The following is a 19,721-nucleotide window of genomic DNA, read 5'->3' on the forward strand; positions in this document are numbered from 1 at the left end:
TGTCCGCCCGGACGGGGCACTCGTCGTTCTGGTCATCCTGCGGGCGCGTGGTGTCCGGCGGCGTCGACCGGCCCGGGTCGCGAGAGGAGCGGGGTGAGGGAGGACACGGTCGTGTGGCCGGGCGCGGCCGGGCGTTCGTCGTCGGGGCGGCGTACCGCCACGGTCTGCCAGCCTGCCGTGTGCGCGGCGTCGAGTTCGGCGCCGACGTCGCTGACGAACAGCAGGTCGCCGGGGGCCTGCCCCAGGTCCGCCGCGATCGCCCGGTAGGAGTCCGCGTCCGCCTTGGGACCGGTCGTCGTCAGATCGAAGTAGCCGTCGAGCAAGGGGCGCAGGTCGCCGTGGGCGGTGTGGCCGAACCAGTCCCGCTGCGCGGCCACGGAGCCGGAGGAGTACACGAAGCGGCCGGTGCCCCGCGCCTTCCAGTGCTCCAGTGCGGGCGGCACGTCCGGGTACACATGGCCCAGCAGCTCGCCCGCCGCGTAGCCGTCGGCCCAGATCAGTCCCTGGAGCATCTTCAGCGGCGGCGCCTTCACATCGGCGTCGGCCCACTGCTCCAGGAGTGCGAGTGCTCCGGCTTCGTCGTGGGCCCTTCCGGTGTGGGCGGCGACCGCCCGGAGGATCTCCTGCCCTGCCGCGGTGCCCCGGTGCGCACCGAGCCAGGGAGCGAGCCGCTCACGCGCGTAGGGGAAGAGGACGGCACGGACGTGGCTGAGGGAGCCGGTGGTTCCCTCGATGTCGAGGACCACGGCCCGCAGTTCGTTCCCCGCCCCTTGGGGTTGTCGGCTGCCCGGCATCAGTCCGCCCGCAGCAGCGCGTCGAGGCGGGGGAAGGCCTCGGCGACGGAGTCCTGCGTGAAGTCGCCCACCCAGCCGTCCTCCTTCTCGAAGAAGCGGACGGCGCAGAAGTCGGGCACGGGTCCCATGTCGAACCAGTGCCGGGTACCGGCCGGGACCGACAGCAGGTCACCGGCCTCGCACACCACGGCGTACACGCGGTCGTCGAGGTGCAGGTAGAAGCAACCGGTGCCCTGGGCGAAGAACCGGACCTCGTCCTCGGAGTGCCGGTGCTCGTCGAGGAACTTCGCGCGCGCGGTGGCCGCCTTCTCCTGCCACTGTGCTCCTTCCTCGGGGTGGAGCCGGGCGACGTCGACGAGGAGCAGCCCCTGGTCGGCACTGAGTTCGTCGATCTCGTTCCGGTAGGCGTCGAGCAGTTCCGCCGACGAGGTCCGCGGTGTCACCCTCGTGCGCCGCGGCCAGCGGGTGAAGGAGACCGAACGCTCGCGCAGCGCCTGCGCGATGGCCGCCTCGTCGCGCGTGCGCAGCAGCACGGTGTCCGGTGCGTCGTCCGGCATGATCTGCAGCAGTGTCATGGTCTGGTCCTGTCGTCGGTTCCTTCAGACACGGGAGACGCGCAGCTCGGACTGGGAGAGCACGAGCAACTGGCAGAGCGATTCCAGGCATTCGAGGCGGTTCTTCGCCTCGCCCGGCGAATCGCCCCATGCCGTGATGCCGTGATCGGCCAGGAGGAGTCCGGGCGGGCCCCCCGCGTCCGCTGCCAGGTGGGTGGCGACCTCGACAGCGATCCGTTGCACCTGGGGCCAGTTGGGGAAGACCGGCAGGTCCGTGGCTGCCGGGTCCTTGAGGCCCAGTCCCTTGAGCAGTTCGAAGCGCTCCACCTTCAGCAGCGCCAACGCGCCCGGCACGGCGGCCCGGTGGGCGACGACGGTGGCGTACGGGGAGTGTGCGTGGATGACGGCACGGGCTCCGGTGGTCCGGTAGACCGCCACGTGGATGGCGGTCTCCGCCGAGGGGCGGGCACGCCCGGGGCGGGACGCCCGTCCGGTGCGGACGTCGACCTCGACCATGTCCTGGGCGGTCAGTTCGCCCTTGTCCCGGCCGCTCGCCGTGATCAGCGCCCGGTCGGGATCGTCGGGCAGCCGCACGGAGATGTTGCCGGAGGTGCCGGGCATCCATCCGCGCTCGTACAGGGTGCGGGAGAGGTCGGCCAGCTGTTGGGCCGCCTGCCGGTCAGCGGCGGTGGACGGCGTGCGGCTCATGCCCTCACCTCGGACGGATGGTGGACACCGTGTTCGGAGGCGACGGCGGTGATCGGGGCTGCGGGGGTGGCGTCGGCCACGGTGTCCAGGCGCGGGAGCCGCTGTTCGTGGGGCAGGGCGCGTTGGTCGAGGATGACGATCGCGTTGCCGTCACAGCGCGGTGACGGCTGGTCGGACGGCTCGGTCACGGGCGGCGGCTCCTTCGGTTCGGGCCCCGGTTGGGGCCTCGGGCCCCGGGCTCCTCAGCGGACCAGCAGGAAGACGACCGCCGCGACGGCGGCGGCGAACGGCGGGGTGACGAGCCAGGCGATCAGGAAGTGCCGGAGGGTCTTGCCGCTCAGGCGGCTCAGGTTGGGCCCGGCCGATCCGGCGATGGCGCCGGTCGAGGTGTGCGTGGTGGACATGGGCAGGCCGTACCCGGCGCCCAGGCCCACGAGCGTGGCGGTGGTGAGGTTGGCCAGGAAGCCCTCCGTGTGGTTCATCTTGATGACGCCTTCGCCCAGGCGCCGGGCGATGCGCATGCCGCCGGTGAGGGAGCCCACGGCCATGGCGCCCGCGACCAGGAGCATGATCTGCCAGGTCGTCATGCCGGCCGGGAGGAGGGCGAAGGCACCGATGGCGACGATCTTGGGAGTGTCGTTGAGGCCGCGGGCGAAGCCGGTGGCTCCGCTGGTCAGCCAGTGCGCGGCCGTCAGCACCCGGTGGCCGCGCGACACCGCGGGTCCGGTGGTCTCGGTGGTCGTGGTGGCGACGCGCCCGGCGGCCAGGACCGTGCTGCTCTCCCCGCTCCCCGCGGCGGGTTCCTGCCGCCGCGCGGTGCCGGATGAGGGCTTGGCCGTGCCACCGGTGAAGCGCCCGACCACGAGCGCGAGGACCAGCGAGATGCCGTAGGCGACCCCGATGCTGGTGAGCAGCGGGATCAGGAGCTTCTGGGGGATCGCGCTCCAGGCGATGGAGTCGGAGGCCAGCAGCATGCCCGCGCCGAGGAGCGCGCCGATCAGTGCGTGGGTGGTCGAGACGGGCAGGCGCAGGACGGTGGCGAGCGCCACCCATGCGACGGCTCCGGCGAGTACGGCCACGGCGAACGCCTCGGTGGGCGGGGCCGTGACGATGCCCTTGGAGAACAGCTTGGTCATCTTGTCGGCGAGGGCGAGGGAACAGACGCACCCGATCAGGGTGGTGACGGTTCCCCAGATGATCGCGGTGCGGTACTTCGTCACGCCCGCGCCCGCCAGGGTGGCGACACCCTTGGGGACGTCGTTGCTGCCGTTGGCCGCGGCGAGCGCCGCGACCAGTGTGAACACGAGGACGACGGTGAAAGACATGGCGGTGTCTCCCTTGAAGTGGCCGCGGTGAGCGGTGCCGCGGCCGTCCGTGTATGGCGTGGACGCGTCAGCAGCAGGTGCCGCCGGGCGCGCACTGCGGCGCGTCGGCGGTGCTGTCGACGGGCTTGTGCGCGCGGACGATCGCGGCGTGGAGGCCGTCGGCCGCCTCCTGGGTGAAGACGACCTCCGCGTCCTTGAGGCCGACCGCGTCGAGGAGTTCCTTGTACTCGGAGACCGAGAGGGCGCCTGCGATGCACTGGCTGTGTCCGCCGCGTTCGGCCCGCTCCTCGGGGCTGAGCCGGTCCTCGGCGACGACGTCGCTGATGCCGAGGCGCCCGCCGGGGGCCAGGACGCGGGCCATCTCGGCGAAGACGGCGGGCTTGTTCAGCGACAGGTTGATCACACAGTTGGAGATGACCACGTCGACGGTTCCGGCGGGCAGCGGGATGGCCTCGATCGTGCCCTTGAGCAGGACGATGTTGTCGATCTCGGCGTCGGCGACGTTGCGGGCGGCGAGCGCGAGCATCTCCTCCAGGAAGTCCAGGCCGAAGACGCGGCCGTCGGGGCCCACGCGCCGGGCGCTGAGGATGACGTCCAGGCCGCCGCCGGAGCCGAGGTCCAGGACCGTTTCGCCCTCGCGCAGTTCGGCGACGGCGCTGGGGTTGCCGCAGCCGAGGCTGGCGAGGAGGGCGGAGTCCGGGGCGGTGCCGGGTCCGATCCCGTCGTATGCGGCGGGCCCGAAGGTCCGCGGGTCGGGCGAGCAGCAGGCGCCGTTCCGCTCGGCTTCGGCGGCCTTGGTCCGGTAGTACTCCCGGACCTCTTCCTGAAGGCCGCCTGTGGTGGTGTCGCTCATGTCGGGTGGTCCTTCTCGGTCAGGCGCCGGCGGGGGCGAGGCGGTGCACGGGGCGCGGGTACGAGGGCTTGAACGACACCGGGGCGGTGGCCGACGAGGTGACGGCGGCGGACAGGTCGGCGGCCTCGACGGCCCCGGTCACGGCCGCGTCCAGGGCGGCGGGCTCGCAGGCGACCCGGGCGTTGACGACGGCCCGGCCGGTCGGCGCTGCCCTGTCGGTGGAGCGGTCGAGGGTGGGCCGGGCTCCGGCCTCGGTGAGGCTGAGCTTGGCGAGGTCGCCGTCGGCCGTCTCGACCGTGATCTTGGCGTGGCCGATCACCGCGTCGTGCTCCGCCGCCCAGGAGGACAGCTCCGAGAGGACGGTGCGGGCCCAGGCGGCCGCGTCGAATCCTCCCTCGGTGGCGGTGAGGTCGAGTTCCTGGTTCATCCAGGCGAGCTGGGCCTCGGCGGCCGCGTAGCGGTCGTAGTCGATGTCGAGGACGACGTCCTCGTTGGTGGCGGGCGCCTGCCAGGCGTCGAGGAGTTCTTCCAGGTGGGCGCCGGTGGTGGCGGAGTATCCGACGACGGCCGCCTTCGGGTGGGCCGAACGGAGCAGGGCGAGGAGTTCCACGGCCCGCTCAGGCGAGACGGTGTCCAGCTTGTTCACGGCGATGACGTCGGCTTCGGTGATCTGCTGGCGGAAGAGGTAGGACAGGTCCGACTCCGGCTCGCCGCGTTCGGCGGCGCGGGCGAAGGCCAGGTGCCGCAGCGGGTCGACGACGGTGGTCAGGGGGGCGACCACCATGTCGTCGCCGTAGTACTGGCGCAGCGGACGTACGACGGTGGCCTGGAGGTCGGTGCAGCTGCCGACGGCTTCGGCGATCACGGTGTCGACGCCGTCGGAGGCCACCAGCGCGACGACGGCCTCGACGAGGTCTTCGAACTTGCAGCAGAAACAGCCGCCGGTGACCTCGGCGACGCTGTCGAGCTCGCTGCGCACCAGCTTGGTGTCGACCAGTTCGACGCCCTGGTCGTTGGTGATGACGGCGACCTTGCGGCCCTTCGCCTGGAGGGCGAGCGCGGCGGCGGTCATGGTGGTGGTCTTGCCCGCCCCGAGGAATCCGGTCAGGGGTACGAAGGTGATCATGTGGCCCTTCTCGTCCTTGTCGTCCTTGTCGTCCTTGTCGTGGGGTCGGGCGCGGTCAGCCGCAGCAGCCGCTGTCGCCCGTGCCGCCCAGCAGGGGCAGGTTCCCGGGCCGGGCCTGGGCGGGGGACGCGGCGCCGAACGCGGCGCGCCTGCTGTTTCCGAAGGCGTCGAGCCAGGCGCTCGCCCGGGGCCGGAGCTGCGGGTCGGCCAGCAGCACGGAGGTGGTGACGGCGCGCGGGGTGCAGCCGCGCAGGGCCTTGGCCCGGTGGGCTCCGGCGCCGAACTCGACGGTGCGCAGTCCCTCTTCGTACGCGTCGCGGACGGGCGCGTTGAGGACGAGGGCGAAGTAGATGCCGCTGCGCTCGCCGACCGCGGCGTAGTCGAAACCGGCCCACTTGGTGAAGAGGCGGTGGTTCTTTCGGACGGTGACGCAGGTGGCGACCACGGCGCCGTCCTTGCGGCCGAGGTAGGCGCGGACGTCCGCGCCCTCGTCGATGAGTGCGCCGAGGATGCCCGCGATGTGCGCGGGTTCCTCCCCGGCGCCGTTCTTCTCCCGGTTGAGGCAGGTGAGTTCGGCGATGCGGGCGGCGTAGGGGCGGATGTCCGTGCCGTCGACGCGCTCGATCGTCACCCCGGTGGCCCCGGCGCGGCGGGCGTCGCCCTTGATGCGCTGGCGCTTCTTCAGCGGGAGGGCGGCGAGGTGCCCTTCCCAGTCCGGCGCGTCCAGGCGCGTGAAGTCCTCGTAGCCCCAAAATGTGCTGGAGGCTCCGGCGGTGTCGAGCGCGTCGACGAGGGCGTCGTTGCCGCGCCGGTCGGGGATCCAGGGGGCGAGGACGCAGCGGATGCCGGCGTCGAACGCGGCGGGCACCAGCTTGTCGACGAGTGCCCCCATCAGGGTGGGAGTCCAGAAGTTGTAGGCGACTTCGGTGCGGTAGCCCAGCGGGGAGCCGAGCAGGAGCGTCGGGAAGAAGGGCCCGGTTCCCAGGGCGTCGACCTCGGCGCTGCGTGCCGCGTCCGTCTCGGCCCCGCAGCACACCTCTTCACCGGAGGGCGCCTTCCACCCCAGGTAGGTGCGCGGTTCGTGGTCGACGACCGGCGGCGTGGTGAGGACGTAGCCCGGCAGGAGCGCCAGCTCGCCGCGTGCGCGGTGGGCGAGGGTGTGCCAGGGCTGGATGTCGGGGAGCACCTTCTCCGTGGCCCGCAGCCACGTGGGGCCGAGGTAGGGCCAGGAGTCGGTGAGTCCTGCGAGTTCGCCGCTCCAGTCCATGTCGGGGAGGGTCTGGCCGGTGGAGATGACGACGCGGGGTGATCCACCCATGTCAGTGTCCTTGTCGTGTGGGCGGGCGGGTCAGCACTTCACGCAGCAGCGGATCTTGCCGGCGTCCTCGGCGTCGGTGCGGCGCTCCTGCCAGAGTTCCTCGACGCGCTTGTCGGGATGGGTCCACTCCACCCAGAAGCCGCGGTCGACGGTGGCGATGTCCTCCATCCAGGGCGAGGAGAGCAGCGGCGAGCCCTTGAACAGCAGCAGCCGGGTCTGCAGCGCGGTGGGGTCGGTGACGCGGGCCAGGCCCGTGTCGACCAGCCAGTCCTCGAAACCGAGGAGTTCCTCGTACTCGATCCACGGGGTGAACGGGATGAACGTGGGGTACAGCTCGAAGCCGGTCTTCTCGGCCTGGGCGACGGCCTCGCGCAGGTGGTCGACGTCGATGTGCTTGTCGAAGATGCGCAGGATGCGGTCGGAGGGGAACTCCAGCGCGCAGGTCACGCGGCGCAGCCCGAGCGAGACGAGCTTCTCCAACTCCCTGGTGTAGTCCAGGACGTGGTCGACGCGGGTGGTGAACTCGAACGTGATCGGGCCGACGGCCTCGACGAGCCGTTCGACCACACCGACGCCGATGGTGCGGGAGTTGAAGAACTCGGCGTCGATGAAGCAGAAGTGCCGTACGCCCTCCTCCGCCAGTTGCAGGGCGTCGGCCAGGACGCTGTCGGCGTCGTACGCGGCGACCCCGCCGTCGTACGCGCCGTAGACGGAGCAGTACGTGCACTTGTGGTGACAGCCCCTGGACGCCTCGATGTTGCCCATCAGGCCGAACGGCGAGTGGTGCGCCGGGTAGTGCACGAGGGAGGGGAAGAGGTCGCGGGCGGGTTCGGTGACCGAGATGCGTCGGCGCGGGGGCCGCGGCCGCATGCCCGCACGGGTCATCAGGGCGGGCACCGCCTCGGGCGCGACGGTACCGGCCGCGAGCCGGACCAGTTCCTCGCCGATGAGTTCGGGTTCCTCCATGACGACGCCGTCGGCGACGCCGAGGAACTCCCGGTGGTTCATCTGCGCGTACTGGCCGAAGGCCACGACCGTGGTGCCGTACGCCTCCGAGACCCTGCGCGCCAGGGCCATGCCCCGCTCAAGGCCCTCGAACTGCTGGACCGAGACGAGCGTGAGGTCGAAGGGGCCGTTGGGGACGGCGTCGGGAAGCAGGTGGGCGTCCCATCCGACGACGTCGGCGCCGTGGTGCCGCAGAGCGGCGGCCGCGCAGGCGGACGTCAGGGGCTGGAGTTCCGCTTCGAACGCGGAGGCGACGAGAACACGGGGATGGCTCACACTTCCCCCCAGGGAGTGATCAAGACATGTGAAGGTCGGGATCGGGCCGGGTCGGAGCCCTGTTCGGCAACGGCACTGTCCGCCGACGGCCGGAACCCTGCCAGCGTTAAGCGATGCATGTCAATAGATCGATGAATGACTGGGCGCCGCCCTCACTCGGCGTCATCACCGCCGGGCGCCGCTGCCCCGGTTCGCCCGCCTCTGCGGGCGCTTGCGAAACCGTCAAGCTCACCCGAAAAGGGCTTTGGCACTGCCGGGGTTGGCGGCGATCGAGGCGGCACACACGCCTCGCGCCCCGCACGGCTGTCGCCAATTCGGCCGCCGGGCATCCTCGGGACCGTACGCCGCATGGCGGATTTTGATCGGTAATCATCGATGCTTCAGGCGCGACGGACGGTCATGAGCTTGCTCTTCCCCCTGCGGCCACCGGCGTGATCCGGCCGCTTGCGGAGGGGTCGCCACAGGGACGGGGAGGGAGTACCGTTCGCGCACGGATCCCGGTCCGCGGCCCGGCGGGTCACGGGCGGGGGACGCCACGGCAGTGCGGGCGCCCGCGAGGAGAAACGACCGGGCTCCAGCCACAGGGCCGCCGCCCGGTGGCGCTTCGCGGCCTCCGTCGGCCGGGCCGCCGAAGAACGTCGTCACATCGGCCAGCGCCCCGGGGCGCACCCGGCAGTAGGTGAAACACCCGCAGGGCCCGGTCTCCACGACACCCGCTTCCCGCAGCACCCGTAGGCGGTTCGACAGGTTCGTCTGCCGCGCACCCGGCTCCTCGACGAGACGGGTCGTACACAAGGACTCGGCGGGACGGACCGATCGCGGTACGCCGAGCGCAACCGGTGACAGGCTCGCAGGAGTGTCAGTCCCGGCTGCGATCCTGTGCCGCATGGACGAGAAGACCTTCTGGGCGCTCATGGACGAACTGAGCCGTCTCCCCGGTGACCGGCACGAACGGTTAGACCGGCTGCGCGGGCGGTTGCGACGCCGACGGGCCGCGGAGGTGGTGGAGCTTCAGGCCCGTCTGGAGGCCGTGTGCGCTGCGGTCGCCACGGACGGGCTCTGGCGGGCGGTGGACCGGATCGAGAGTGGCCTGTGCTCCGACGACGGCTTCGACTACTTCGCGCTCTGGCTGGTGGCCCAGGGGCACGGTACGTACAAGGCGGTGCTTGCCGATCCGGACGCCCTCGCCGACATCGAGCAGGTGCGGGCCCTGGCGGGACGGCACCCGCGGGAGTGGCGCGACGACGAGTGGCCGGAGTGGGAGGAGCTCGACTACGTGACCCAGGAGGTGTTCGACGAGCTGACGGGTCACCAGGAGGGAGGCGGCGAAGAGGCGTTCCACAGGGCCCTGGACGCCGTCCAGGAGAGGTGGGCGGAGCCCGAAGAGGTCGACGCGACGACGGGCGCCGCAAGGGCCGGTACACCCCGGCTCGACGCCCTCTTCCCCGCGCGGAAGCCAACGCCTGAGCCGTGACGGGACGCCGGAGGGCCATGGCGGCAGGCGGAAACCGATGCGGCGCGGACCGTTGGACCGGGGTGGAGCCGCCGGTCAGGACGGCGGGCCGTCGACGCCGCACGGGAAGGCCCGCTCCCTGAGTTCCCGAAGGGCTTCTCGGCGGATCGAGAACCAGGCCCAGGTCCCTCGCTGTTCGCGGCTCAGCAACCCCGCCGTGGTGAGGATCTTCAAGTGACGGCTCACCGTGGGCTGCGCCAGGTCGAGCGAATCGGTCAGGTCGCAGACGCAGAGTTCCCCGGCGGGCGACTGGTCGATGAGGTGGAGGATCTGAAGGCGGGTCTGGTCGGCCATCGCCTTCAACCGGGCCGTCAGGGTCTCGACTTCGTCGCGGTCGATCAGCCGCCCCGGAGTGCCGGGCACACAGAGGTCCCCGCTCACGTCTTCGATCGGTATGCCCGCCGACGGAATAGCCATCCGGACACCATACGAGCCGACAAGATCCACGGCGAACCCGTGCACCGATTTCCGTCAGGCATTCACCCTTCGTTCACCCGCGCCGCATCGCGGCGTGCGCGAGGTACACCGGCCTGCCCGCAGCCGATGACGACGACGTCGAACAACTCGCGCGTCTTCCGGGATCCCCCTTCCCGACAGCGGCGCCCCGCCCCCGCCGGGTCGGCGGGGGCAGGGCGGTGGACGCCCGCCCGTCGGGCCTACGGCCGGGCGGCGGTGAACTTCCCGCGCCAGGCCAGCGACACGTACACGAGCGCGACCAGGACGGGGACCTCGATGAGAGGGCCGACGACACCGGCGAGCGCCGGCCCCGAGGTGACGCCGAAGGTGGCGATGGCGACCGCGATGGCGAGCTCGAAGTTGTTGCCCGCGGCGGTGAAGGCCAAGGTGGCCGTCCGGTCGTACTCCAGGCCGATCGCCCGGCCGAGGAAGAACGTGCCGAACCACATCACCGCGAAGTACACGAGCAGCGGCAGCGCGATCCGCGCCACGTCCAGCGGCTGCGAGGTGATCGTCCTGCCCTGGAGGGCGAAGAGCACGACGATCGTGAAGAGCAGGCCGTAGAGCGCCCAGGGGCCGATCTTCGGCAGGAACGTCGTCTCGTACGACTCCCGGCCCAGCCTCCGCTCGCCGATCCGTCGGGTGAGGAACCCCGCGACCAGCGGCACACCGAGGAAGACGACGGCGTTCAGCGCGATCTTCCACATCGAGATGTCGAGCTCCTCGCCCTCGCCGAGGCCCAGCCATCCGGGCAGCAGGTCGAGGTAGAACCAGCCCAGGACGCCGAAGGCGACGACCTGGAAGACCGAGTTCAGGGCTACGAGGACGGCGGCCGCCTCGCGGTCGCCGCAGGCCAGGTCGTTCCAGATGACGACCATGGCGATGCAGCGGGCGAGCCCGACGATGATCAGTCCGGTGCGGTATTCCGGCAGGTCGGGCAGGAAGATCCAGGCGAGGGCGAACATGAGCGCCGGGCCGAGTACCCAGTTGACGACCAGCGAGGAGACCATCAGCTTCTTGTCGCCGGTGACGGCGTCCAGCCGGTCGTACCTGACCCTGGCGAGCACCGGGTACATCATGACCAGCAGGCCGACGGCGATGGGCAGGGAGACGCCGCCGATCTCGACCTCGGCGAGCGCGTCGTTCAGGCCGGGGACCAGCCGGCCCAGGCCCAGGCCGAGACCCATGGCGAGGAGGATCCAGACGGCGAGGAACCGGTCGAGCGTCGAGAGCTTCGCCACGACCGACCGGTCCGCGGCGACCGCGGGGGCGATGGGGGCGGCGGGGGTCAACAGGGCCTCTTGGATTCGGCGTTGGCGCGGGCGGCCGCGGCCAGGTCGGCGAACTGGCCGGCGAGCGTTTCGATGACGTCGGGCTTCAGCCGGTAGTAGGTGTACCGGCCGCACGGCTCCGTCTCGACGACCCCGGCCTCGCGCAGGACCTTCAGGTGGTTGGAGAGGTTGGTCTGCTTGGCGCCGGTCTCCTCCACCAGGTGGGTGGTGCACAGCGTCTCGCGGGCGAGCAGGGTAACGATCCGGAGCCTGAGGGGATCACTCAGCACGCGGATCAGATCAGTATCGACTGACGTCATCATGGACTGATACTGTCACATCATTCGTTGCTGATACCAGCGGGGACTGACCTCCGGAGCCCGCCGAAGGGGGTCCCCGCCATGACCGCGCCCTCGGCCGGTGTCGCGTTCGACGACCTCCGAAGGAAGACCCGATGACCACCGCTCCGCTCGCCTCCGTGCTCTTCGTCTGCGTCCACAACGCCGGCCGCTCCCAGATGGCCGCCGGATTCCTCCGCCACCTCGCCGGTGACCGCGTCGAGGTCCGCTCCGCCGGATCGGTGCCGGGCGACCGGGTCAACCCGGCCGCCGTCGAAGCGATGGCCGAGGTGGGCGTCGACATCGCGGACCAGAAGCCCAAGGTGCTGACCACCGGGGCCGTCCAGGCGTCCGACTACGTCATCACCATGGGCTGCGGCGACACCTGCCCGGTCTTCCCCGGCAAGAAGTACCTCGACTGGGCCCTAGAGGACCCGGCCGGCCAGGGGGTCGAGGCCGTCCGCCCGATCCGCGACGAGATCAAAGCCCTCGTCGAGGGCCTCGTCTCCGAGATCGACGCGAAGCGGGGAACGTGACACCGGCGGACGCCCTTGCGGACAAGGACGGGCAGACGGCGGGCGCCGCACGGTGGCGCCAGGAGGGCCGCACACACCCTCCACCGCACGCCGTCAGCGGCGCACGCGGGGCATGCCCAGGCCTATCCACGAGATGATCTCGCGCTGGATCTCGTTGTTGCCGCCGCCGAAGGTGAAGATCACCGCCGAGCGGTAGCCGCGTTCCAGTTCGCCGTGGAGCACCGCGCCCGCCGAGCCCTCCTTCAAGGGGCCCGCCGCTCCCACGACCTCCATCAGCCAGCCGTACGCGTCGCGGCGGGCCTCGGAGCCGTAGACCTTGACGGCCGAGGCGTCCTGCGGGGTGAGGCTGCCGTCCTCGACCGCGCCCACCATCCGCCAGTTGAGGAGCTTCATCGCGTCGAGCCTGGCGTGCGTGCGGGCGAGCCGGCCGCGCACCCAGCCCAGGTCGATCACGCGGCGGCCGTCCGCGAGCCCGGTGTCCTTCGCCCAGCGCTGGACGTCGGCGAGCGCGCGGATCGCCATCGTGCCGTGGGCGGCGAGCGTGACGCGCTCGTGGTTGAGCTGGTTGATGATCAGGCGCCAGCCCCCGTTCTCCTCGCCCACCCGCCGGGACACCGGGACGCGGACGTCCTCGTAGTAGCTGGCCGTGGTGTCGTGGGAGGCGAGGGTGTTGATGAGGGTGCAGGAGTAGCCCGGGTCCGTCGTCGGGACCAGGAGCATGGTGATGCCCTTGTGCGGCTTGGCCGCGGGGTCGGTGCGGACCGCGAGCCACACCCAGTCGGCCGTGTCGCCGTTGGTCGTCCAGATCTTCTGGCCGTTCACCACGTACGTGTCGTCCTCGCGCACGGCCCTGGTGCGCAGCGCGGCCAGGTCGGTGCCCGCGTCGGGCTCGCTGTAGCCGATGGCGAAGTCCAGTTCGCCGGAGAGGATGCGGGGGAGGAAGTACGCCTTCTGCTCGTCGGAGCCGTACCGCATCAGCGTCGGGCCCACCGTGTTGAGCGCCATCAGCGGCAGCGGTACGCCCGCCTGGGCCGCCTCGTCGAAGAAGATGAACTGCTCCATGGCGCTCAGGCCCCGGCCGCCGTACTCCCGGGGCCAGCCCACGCCGAGCCAGCGGTCCTCGCCCAGGCGGCGGACGGTCTCGCGGTAGAACCGCTTCTGGGCCGCCGGGTCGGCGTAGCGGGCGTGCACGTCGTCCGGGACGAGGCCGGTGAAGTACGTGCGCAGTTCGGTGCGCAACTTCCGCTGCTCGGGCGTGTATTCGAGGTGCACGGCCCCTCCGGTTCTCCCGCTCTCGGGCGCTTTGGCGTGGCGGCGCACACGGTAGAACGTGTTGCAAGAATCCGGAAGGGCGGAGGTCGTACGGAACGAAGGTCCCGGAACGAAGGTCCCGGTACGTCAGTCGCCCGCCACCAGCGCCAGCACCTCCAGCGCCTGCGGCAGGCTCCCCAGCCTGCACATCCCCGGCCTTCGCCCCGCGCTGTGCCAACCGGGCCCCGCGAGCAGCACCACCGGACGCGTACGGGCCCCCGCGATGCCCCACTTCGTGGCGCCCAGCAGCACCGCCTGCGCCGCGTCCGCCGTCTCCGCGCGCTGGGACCAGACCACCACCGCGCGCGGGCCCGTCCTGCGCACCGCGTCCGCGAGCGCCGCCACGGGCACGGCGCTGCCGAACATCCGCACCGGTACGGCGCGTTCGGCCAGGGTCATCGCCAGGACCTCGACCGCGAGCGAGTGGAACTCCCCCGGCGCGCAGGCCAGCACCACGGGCCGCTCCCCCTCCCCGCCCGGCGGGTCGAGCGTCGGCGCCACCGTGGGGCCCGCGCGGCGCACCACCGTGGAGACGTACCAGGAGAGCATGTGCTCCGCCTCCACGTACCGCTCCCCCACCGGGTCGCCCGACGTGGCCCAGCGGCGTCCGATGGCCCGCAGCGCCGGCATCATCACCCGGTCCCAGGCCCCGGCCAGCCCGTGGTCGGCGACGGCCTCCGTGAGCAGCCGCTCGACCTGCGAGGCGTCCAGCCTGACCGCGGCCTTGCCGAGCCCGCGCACCACCCGGCGCGCCTCGCCCGACGGCGACAGCGCGGGCGGCTCGGCGAGCGGGTCGGGCACGGCGGGGGCGCCGAACACCTCGCCGCCCGGCACGGCGCACAGGTCGACGGGCTCGCGCGCACCGGGCAGCGCCAGCGCGCTGCGCACGGGCGGCAGGCCCGGCACCCCCAGGGCGCTCCGCCCGCCGAATCCGCCGGGCGCGTCGGCCGTCGCGGGCGCGTCCGCGACGGGGTCGGCGGGGACGGCGGGGCCGGGAGGGGCCGGAGCGGCGGGGACGGGAGCAGCGGGGACGGGGACGGCCGCGGGGACCGTCAGGCGGGCCAGGCGGGCCGCCTCCGCCGGCGGCACGCCGCGCGCGGTGAGTCCGCACATCCGTTCCACGACGGCCACGTCGGCGGGCGACCACCGCCGGTGTCTGCCGTCCCCGCGCAGGGCGGGCCCGAGGCCGTACCGCTTGTCCCAGGACCGCAGGGTGGTCGGCGCCACCCCGAGCCGTAGCGCCAGTGCACCCGTGGTGATCCATGCAGCCGCGTCGCTCATGCCGGGACGATACGACGCACGAACGACGCGGTTTGCACGCTCACGGGAACCGGAGCACCGTGTCTTTCCGGGACGTACACTGCGCAGTCGGCGGCACGGCGCGCGTCCCTGAGAGACCTTCGGCCCGTAGGGCGCGCGGCGTGGTGTGGTGCGGCGCGGCGCACGCCCCGGCGGGGTCTCCGGTCCCGGCGAGGGGCCTTGCCCAACCCCCGCAAGGTCCCCGCCGCCCGTCCACCGACGGACTGCCGCCGTCAGGCGGCCGGCGCGGGCCCGCAAGGAATCCGCAGGCAGCGCCCCGGTCGCCCCGCCCTACGGCAGTTGCTCCTCCACCGCGGCCCTGCCCCGCTCCGCGAGCCTGCGCCGCGCCCATTCCAGGCTCTCCGGCGTGACGTCGCGGCCCGACGCGAGCACCAGGTCCTCGGCGCTCACCTCGCCGTCGGGGCTGCTGTGCAGCAGCGCGTCGGGCGTCACCCCCGACGTGGCCCGCCCGGACTCCCCGTCCCCGTCCCCCGCCCCGTACTTTCGCTCGAAAGCGGCAATGCGACCCTCGGTGTCCACGGTGCGCGCCTTCCCTGTGTAGAAGGGGTGGCTCTCCGACGAGATCTCGACGTCGACGACCGGGTAGCTGTTCCCGTCGTCCCATTCGATGGTGGTGTCGCTGGTGGCCGTCGACCGGGTGAGGAAGGCATAGCCCGCAGCCCGGTCCCGGAAGACCACCGGCCGGTAATCGATCGAGGAGTCCGCTGTCACGTCCCGCTCCTTGCTCGCCGTTTGCCCGCCGTTCCCCCTCGTGCCCGCCTGGTGCGGCACGGTTCGGGTCATTCCAGGCTATGCCCGAGCACCGACGGCGGCATCCGGCCGCGCCCCGTTCTGACGCCCCCGCAGGTTACCCGCCAGTACAAGAGGGGTAGGTCACAGCCGACTCCCCTACTGCACCCCCGTCGACCTGCCCTAACATCCCTCGCATGACGGTCCTGCCCGACGACGGGTTCTCGCTGGCCGCCGATTTCCCGGATGCGACCCATGAGCAGTGGCAACGCCTGGTGGATGGTGTGCTGCGCAAAGCGGGTCGGAACGTCCCGGAGTCGGCCGCCCCCGACGACCTGCTGTCCACCACGCTCCAGGACGGGCTCTCCACCCGTCCGCTGTACACCGCGCGCACCACGGCCGGCGCCGAGGAAGGGGAGGGCGCGGGCGCCACCGGCGTGCCCGGCTTCGCACCGTTCACCCGGGGCGGCACGCCCCAGGGCGGCGCGGCCTCCGGCTGGGACGTGCGCCAGCGCCACGACCGCCCCGACCCCGCGCGGACCAACGAGGCCGTCCTCACCGACCTGGAGAACGGCGCGACCTCGGTGTGGCTCACCGTCGGCGCCTCCGGCGTCCCGGTCGACGGCATCGGCGCGGCGCTCTCCGGCGTGTACCTCGACCTCGCACCCGTCGTCCTCGACGCGGGCGCCGAATTCGACGCGGCGGCGAGCGAGTTGCTGCGGCTGTACGAGGAGCGCGGCGTCGCCCCCTCGGCCGCGCTGGGCAACCTCGGCGCCGACCCGCTGGGCCACGCGGCCCGCACCGGCGAACACGACTCCCTGCCCGACCTGTTGACGGCCGCCGCCGCCCTCGCGCGCCGCTGCCACGAGGAGTACCCGGGGCTGCGCGCGCTGACCGTCGACGCGCTGCCGTACCACGAGGCGGGCGCCTCGCCCGCCGAGGAGCTGGGGTGCGCGCTCGCCACCGGCGTCGCCCTGCTGCGCACGCTCGACGGAGCCGGGCTGCCGGTCGAAGCGGCCCTGGGCCAGCTGGAGTTCAGGTTCGCCGCGACCGCCGACCAGTTCCTGACGATCGCCAAGCTGCGGGCCGCGCGCCGGGTCTGGGCCCGGGTCGCCGAGGCCTGCGGCGCCGCGCCCGGGGCGGGCGCGCAGCGCCAGCACGCCGTGACGTCCCCGGTGATGATGAGCCGCCGCGACCCGTGGGTGAACATGCTGCGCACCACGGTCGCCTCGCTGGCCGCCGGGGTGGGCGGCGCCGACGCGGTGACGGTCCTGCCCTTCGACCACGCGCTGGGCCTGCCCGACGCGTTCGCGCGCCGCATCGCGCGCAACACCTCGACGGTCCTGGTGGAGGAGTCGCACATCGGGCGGGTCATCGACCCGGCGGGCGGCTCCTGGTACGTGGAGCGGCTGACCGAGGAGCTGGCGGGCGCGGCCTGGGAGTGGTTCCAGGAGATCGAGCGGGCCGGGGGCCAGGCGGCCGCCCTGCGCTCGGGTCTGGTCGCCGCCCGGCTGGACGCGACCTGGCAGGCCCGCAAGGAGGACCTGGCCAAGCGCCGCGAGCCGATCACGGGCGTCAGCGAGTTCCCGATCCTCGACCAGCCCCCGGTGGAGCGCGACCCCGCGCCCGCCGCGCCGACGGGCGGTCTGCCGCGCGTGCGCCGCGACGAGGACTACGAGGAGCTGCGGGCCCGTTCGGACGCGCACCTGGCGGCGACCGGCGCCCGGCCGCGCGTCTTCGTCGCGGCCCTGGGCAGCGCCGCCGCGCACACCGCGCGCGCGTCGTTCGCCGCCAACCTCTTCCGGGCCGGCGGCATCGAGCCGGTCCACGACCCGGTGTCGGTCGACGCGGCCACGGTCGCCGAGGCGTTCGCGGCGAGCGGTGCGCGCGTCGCCTGCGTCTGCTCCAGCGACGCGCTCTACGCCGAGCAGGCGGCGCCGGTGGCCGAGGCGCTGAAGGCGGCCGGGGCCCTGCGGGTGTTCCTGGCCGGAAGGCCCGGCGAGCTGCGGGAGACGTACGTACGGGCGGGGGTCGACGAGTTCGTCGTCGCGGGCGGCGACGCGGTCGCCGTGCTGGCCTCCGTACTCGACCGGATCGGAGTGGCGTGATGGGGATCCCCGACTTCTCGCGGATCGAGCTGGGGTCCGCCCCTCCGGGCGCGGGCGAGGAGCAGTGGCGGGCCGCCGTCAAGGAGTCCACCGGCAAGGACGCCGCCGACCTGGTGTGGGAGACGCCCGAGGGCATCCCGGTCAAGCCGCTGTACACCGCGCAGGACACGACGGGGCTCGACTTCCTGGACACCTACCCGGGCATCGCGCCGTACCTGCGCGGCCCGTACCCGACGATGTACGTCAACCAGCCGTGGACGATCCGGCAGTACGCGGGCTTCTCCACGGCCGAGGAGTCCAACGCGTTCTACCGGCGCAACCTCGCGGCGGGCCAGAAGGGCCTCTCGGTCGCCTTCGACCTGCCGACGCACCGGGGGTACGACAGCGACCACCCGCGCGTCACGGGCGACGTCGGCATGGCGGGCGTGGCGATCGACTCGATCTACGACATGCGCCAGCTGTTCGACGGCATCCCGCTGGACCGGATGTCGGTGTCGATGACGATGAACGGCGCGGTGCTGCCCGTGCTGGCGCTGTACATCGTGGCGGCCGAGGAGCAGGGCGTACCGCCCGAGAAGCTGGCCGGGACCATCCAGAACGACATCCTCAAGGAGTTCATGGTCCGCAACACCTACATCTATCCGCCGAAGCCCTCGATGCGGATCATCTCCGACATCTTCGCGTACACCTCGCAGCGGATGCCGCGCTACAACTCCATCTCCATCTCGGGCTACCACATCCAGGAGGCCGGGGCGACGGCCGACCTGGAGCTGGCGTACACCCTCGCGGACGGCATGGAGTACCTGCGCGCGGGCATCGGCGCGGGTCTGGACGTGGACGCGTTCGCGCCGCGGCTCTCCTTCTTCTGGGCCATCGGCATGAACTTCTACATGGAGATCGCCAAGCTCAGGGCGGCCCGGCTGCTGTGGGCGAAGCTGGTCGCGAAGTTCGACCCGAAGAGCCCCAAGTCCCTTTCGCTGCGCACCCATTCGCAGACATCTGGCTGGTCGCTGACCGCGCAGGACGTCTTCAACAACGTGACGCGCACCTGCGTGGAGGCGATGGCGGCGACGCAGGGCCACACCCAGTCGCTGCACACCAACGCGCTGGACGAGGCGCTCGCGCTGCCGACCGACTTCTCGGCGCGCATCGCCCGCAACACCCAGCTGCTGCTCCAGCAGGAGTCGGGCACCTGCCGGGTCATCGACCCGTGGGGCGGCAGCGCCTACGTGGAGCGCCTGACGCACGACCTGGCGCGCCGGGCCTGGCAGCACATCGAGGAGGTCGAGGCGGCCGGCGGCATGGCCAGGGCCATCGACGCGGGCATCCCGAAGCTGCGCATCGAGGAGGCGGCGGCCCGCACGCAGGCCCGCATCGACTCCGGGCGCCAGCCGGTGATCGGCGTGAACAAGTACCGGGTGGCGAGCGACGAGCAGATCGAGGTGCTCAAGGTCGACAACACCTCGGTGCGGGCGCAGCAGATCGAGAAGCTGCGGCGGCTGCGCGAGGAGCGCGACGAGGCGGTGTGCCAGGACGCGCTGCGCGCGCTGACGGCCGCCGCTTCGGGCGGCGGCAACCTGCTGGAGCTGGCCGTGGACGCGGCGCGCGCCAAGGCGACGGTCGGGGAGATCTCCGACGCCCTGGAGCGGGCCTACGGGCGGCACTCGGGGCAGATCCGTACGATCTCCGGTGTGTACCGGAGCGAGGCAGGGACGTCACCGGCGGTGGAGAGCACGCGCGCGGCGGTCGAGGAGTTCGAGAAGGCGGAGGGCCGCCGCCCCCGCATCCTCGTCGCCAAGATGGGCCAGGACGGGCACGACCGGGGTCAGAAGGTGATCGCGACGGCCTTCGCCGACCTGGGCTTCGACGTGGACGTCGGCCCGCTGTTCCAGACCCCGGCCGAGGTGGCGCGCCAGGCCGTGGAGGCCGACGTGCACATCGTCGGGGTGTCCTCGCTGGCGGCCGGGCACCTGACGCTGGTCCCGGCGCTGCGCGAGGAGCTGGCGGCCGAGGGCCGCGAGGACATCCTGATCGTGGTGGGCGGGGTGATCCCGCCGCAGGACGTGCCGACGCTGATCGAGGCGGGCGCGGCGGCGGTGTTCCCGCCGGGCACGGTCATCCCGGACGCCGCGCTGGACCTCGTGGAGCGTCTTGCCGCCGAGCTCGGGCACGAGCTGTAG

At 72.4% G+C, this 19,721-nt stretch carries 18 protein-coding genes and 2 pseudogenes; 4 read left to right on the top strand and 16 right to left on the bottom strand.

Annotated features, from left to right (window positions below):
- Positions 1-32 precede the first annotated feature (32 nt).
- From mtnC to ACIBNE_RS25325, 10 genes and pseudogenes are all read right to left on the bottom strand, one after another.
- Positions 33-794 (bottom strand): acireductone synthase, encoded by a 762-nt coding sequence (gene mtnC, locus ACIBNE_RS25280; RefSeq protein WP_399275190.1) that lies wholly within the window; start codon positions 792-794, stop codon positions 33-35.
- Positions 794-1,369, bottom strand: coding sequence for a 1,2-dihydroxy-3-keto-5-methylthiopentene dioxygenase (locus ACIBNE_RS25285; protein ID WP_399275192.1), 576 nt, complete (start codon positions 1,367-1,369; stop codon positions 794-796). Before ACIBNE_RS25285 ends, mtnC begins: the two co-directional genes overlap by 1 nt.
- A gap of 24 nt (positions 1,370-1,393) precedes the next feature.
- On the bottom strand, positions 1,394-2,056 hold the full coding sequence (gene mtnB, locus ACIBNE_RS25290) for a methylthioribulose 1-phosphate dehydratase (protein WP_399275194.1): 663 nt from the start codon (positions 2,054-2,056) through the stop codon (positions 1,394-1,396).
- Complete coding sequence (locus ACIBNE_RS25295; RefSeq protein ID WP_399275196.1) at positions 2,053-2,244, bottom strand: hypothetical protein; 192 nt, start codon at positions 2,242-2,244, stop codon at positions 2,053-2,055. The genes mtnB and ACIBNE_RS25295 overlap by 4 nt, the downstream gene beginning before the upstream one ends.
- A 54-nt stretch (positions 2,245-2,298) precedes the next feature.
- Positions 2,299-3,381: an anion permease gene (locus ACIBNE_RS25300; RefSeq protein WP_399275198.1), complete on the bottom strand. Its 1,083-nt coding sequence runs from the start codon at positions 3,379-3,381 to the stop codon at positions 2,299-2,301.
- A 67-nt stretch (positions 3,382-3,448) separates the two neighbouring features.
- A complete protein-coding gene (locus tag ACIBNE_RS25305) occupies positions 3,449-4,234 on the bottom strand; it encodes a methyltransferase domain-containing protein (protein ID WP_399275200.1) in 786 nt (261 codons plus the stop codon).
- Positions 4,235-4,253: 19 nt separating this feature from the next.
- On the bottom strand, positions 4,254-5,360 hold the full coding sequence (locus tag ACIBNE_RS25310; RefSeq protein ID WP_399275202.1) for a GTP-binding protein: 1,107 nt from the start codon (positions 5,358-5,360) through the stop codon (positions 4,254-4,256).
- Between the two features lie 55 nt (positions 5,361-5,415).
- Positions 5,416-6,678, bottom strand: coding sequence for a GNAT family N-acetyltransferase (locus ACIBNE_RS25315; protein ID WP_399275204.1), 1,263 nt, complete (start codon positions 6,676-6,678; stop codon positions 5,416-5,418).
- Positions 6,679-6,708: 30 nt separating this feature from the next.
- A complete protein-coding gene (locus ACIBNE_RS25320; RefSeq protein WP_399275206.1) occupies positions 6,709-7,959 on the bottom strand; it encodes an RCCLKC-tail radical SAM protein in 1,251 nt (416 codons plus the stop codon).
- 600 nt (positions 7,960-8,559) lie between these two features.
- Positions 8,560-8,805, bottom strand: a pseudogene (locus ACIBNE_RS25325) (ArsR/SmtB family transcription factor); the annotation flags it as partial.
- 40 nt (positions 8,806-8,845) lie between these two features.
- On the opposite strand from ACIBNE_RS25325, the gene ACIBNE_RS25330 reads away from it, so the two are divergent.
- A complete protein-coding gene (locus ACIBNE_RS25330) occupies positions 8,846-9,433 on the top strand; it encodes a DUF4240 domain-containing protein (RefSeq protein WP_399275208.1) in 588 nt (195 codons plus the stop codon).
- Positions 9,434-9,508: 75 nt separating this feature from the next.
- Here the strand turns inward: ACIBNE_RS25330 and ACIBNE_RS25335 are convergent, their stop codons facing one another.
- The 3 genes from ACIBNE_RS25335 to ACIBNE_RS25345 all read right to left on the bottom strand — a co-directional run bounded on the left by ACIBNE_RS25335 (position 9,509) and on the right by ACIBNE_RS25345 (position 11,522).
- Positions 9,509-9,889 carry an ArsR/SmtB family transcription factor gene (locus tag ACIBNE_RS25335; RefSeq protein ID WP_399275210.1) on the bottom strand — a complete coding sequence of 127 codons (381 nt, stop codon included), beginning with the start codon at positions 9,887-9,889 and terminating at the stop codon, positions 9,509-9,511.
- A gap of 239 nt (positions 9,890-10,128) precedes the next feature.
- Positions 10,129-11,220: an ACR3 family arsenite efflux transporter gene (arsB, locus tag ACIBNE_RS25340; RefSeq protein WP_399275212.1), complete on the bottom strand. Its 1,092-nt coding sequence runs from the start codon at positions 11,218-11,220 to the stop codon at positions 10,129-10,131.
- On the bottom strand, positions 11,217-11,522 hold the full coding sequence (locus tag ACIBNE_RS25345; protein WP_399275214.1) for an ArsR/SmtB family transcription factor: 306 nt from the start codon (positions 11,520-11,522) through the stop codon (positions 11,217-11,219). Before ACIBNE_RS25345 ends, arsB begins: the two co-directional genes overlap by 4 nt.
- Positions 11,523-11,653: 131 nt before the next feature.
- Between ACIBNE_RS25345 and ACIBNE_RS25350 the strand changes: the two genes are divergently transcribed.
- Positions 11,654-12,073, top strand: coding sequence for an arsenate reductase ArsC (locus tag ACIBNE_RS25350; protein ID WP_399275216.1), 420 nt, complete (start codon positions 11,654-11,656; stop codon positions 12,071-12,073).
- A gap of 93 nt (positions 12,074-12,166) precedes the next feature.
- Here ACIBNE_RS25350 and ACIBNE_RS25355 read toward each other — a convergent pair whose 3' ends face one another.
- The 3 genes and pseudogenes from ACIBNE_RS25355 to ACIBNE_RS25365 all read right to left on the bottom strand — a co-directional run.
- Complete coding sequence (locus ACIBNE_RS25355; RefSeq protein ID WP_399275218.1) at positions 12,167-13,345, bottom strand: acyl-CoA dehydrogenase family protein; 1,179 nt, start codon at positions 13,343-13,345, stop codon at positions 12,167-12,169.
- A 126-nt stretch (positions 13,346-13,471) separates the two neighbouring features.
- Positions 13,472-14,665 (bottom strand): MerR family transcriptional regulator, encoded by a 1,194-nt coding sequence (locus tag ACIBNE_RS25360; protein WP_399275220.1) that lies wholly within the window; start codon positions 14,663-14,665, stop codon positions 13,472-13,474.
- Between the two features lie 486 nt (positions 14,666-15,151).
- A pseudogene (locus ACIBNE_RS25365) lies at positions 15,152-15,475 on the bottom strand (type B 50S ribosomal protein L31); the annotation flags it as partial.
- Between the two features lie 155 nt (positions 15,476-15,630).
- On the opposite strand from ACIBNE_RS25365, the gene ACIBNE_RS25370 reads away from it, so the two are divergent.
- Positions 15,631-17,541 carry a methylmalonyl-CoA mutase family protein gene (locus tag ACIBNE_RS25370; protein WP_399275222.1) on the top strand — a complete coding sequence of 637 codons (1,911 nt, stop codon included), beginning with the start codon at positions 15,631-15,633 and terminating at the stop codon, positions 17,539-17,541.
- The gene (gene scpA, locus ACIBNE_RS25375; RefSeq protein WP_399275224.1) at positions 17,541-19,721 is read left to right on the top strand and encodes a methylmalonyl-CoA mutase; all 2,181 of its coding nucleotides are present in this window, start codon (positions 17,541-17,543) and stop codon (positions 19,719-19,721) included. The genes ACIBNE_RS25370 and scpA overlap by 1 nt, the downstream gene beginning before the upstream one ends.

The organism is Streptomyces sp. NPDC050504 (assembly GCF_044458065.1).
Lineage (GTDB): Bacteria > Actinomycetota > Actinomycetes > Streptomycetales > Streptomycetaceae > Streptomyces.

Excerpts from the sequence above, each read along its gene's own strand:
- ACIBNE_RS25330 (WP_399275208.1), top strand. The coding sequence starts at position 8,846 with ATGGACGAGAAGACCTTCTGGGCGCTCATGGACGAACTGAGCCGTCTC.
- ACIBNE_RS25350 (WP_399275216.1), top strand. The coding sequence starts at position 11,654 with ATGACCACCGCTCCGCTCGCCTCCGTGCTCTTCGTCTGCGTCCACAAC.
- ACIBNE_RS25370 (WP_399275222.1), top strand. The coding sequence starts at position 15,631 with ATGACGGTCCTGCCCGACGACGGGTTCTCGCTGGCCGCCGATTTCCCG.
- ACIBNE_RS25305 (WP_399275200.1), bottom strand. The coding sequence starts at position 4,234 with ATGAGCGACACCACCACAGGCGGCCTTCAGGAAGAGGTCCGGGAGTAC.
- mtnB (WP_399275194.1), bottom strand. The coding sequence starts at position 2,056 with ATGAGCCGCACGCCGTCCACCGCCGCTGACCGGCAGGCGGCCCAACAG.
- ACIBNE_RS25360 (WP_399275220.1), bottom strand. The coding sequence starts at position 14,665 with ATGAGCGACGCGGCTGCATGGATCACCACGGGTGCACTGGCGCTACGG.
- ACIBNE_RS25300 (WP_399275198.1), bottom strand. The coding sequence starts at position 3,381 with ATGTCTTTCACCGTCGTCCTCGTGTTCACACTGGTCGCGGCGCTCGCC.
- ACIBNE_RS25315 (WP_399275204.1), bottom strand. The coding sequence starts at position 6,678 with ATGGGTGGATCACCCCGCGTCGTCATCTCCACCGGCCAGACCCTCCCC.
- scpA (WP_399275224.1), top strand. The coding sequence starts at position 17,541 with ATGGGGATCCCCGACTTCTCGCGGATCGAGCTGGGGTCCGCCCCTCCG.
- ACIBNE_RS25345 (WP_399275214.1), bottom strand. The coding sequence starts at position 11,522 with ATGATGACGTCAGTCGATACTGATCTGATCCGCGTGCTGAGTGATCCC.
- ACIBNE_RS25285 (WP_399275192.1), bottom strand. The coding sequence starts at position 1,369 with ATGACACTGCTGCAGATCATGCCGGACGACGCACCGGACACCGTGCTG.
- ACIBNE_RS25335 (WP_399275210.1), bottom strand. The coding sequence starts at position 9,889 with ATGGCTATTCCGTCGGCGGGCATACCGATCGAAGACGTGAGCGGGGAC.
- ACIBNE_RS25310 (WP_399275202.1), bottom strand. The coding sequence starts at position 5,360 with ATGATCACCTTCGTACCCCTGACCGGATTCCTCGGGGCGGGCAAGACC.
- mtnC (WP_399275190.1), bottom strand. The coding sequence starts at position 794 with ATGCCGGGCAGCCGACAACCCCAAGGGGCGGGGAACGAACTGCGGGCC.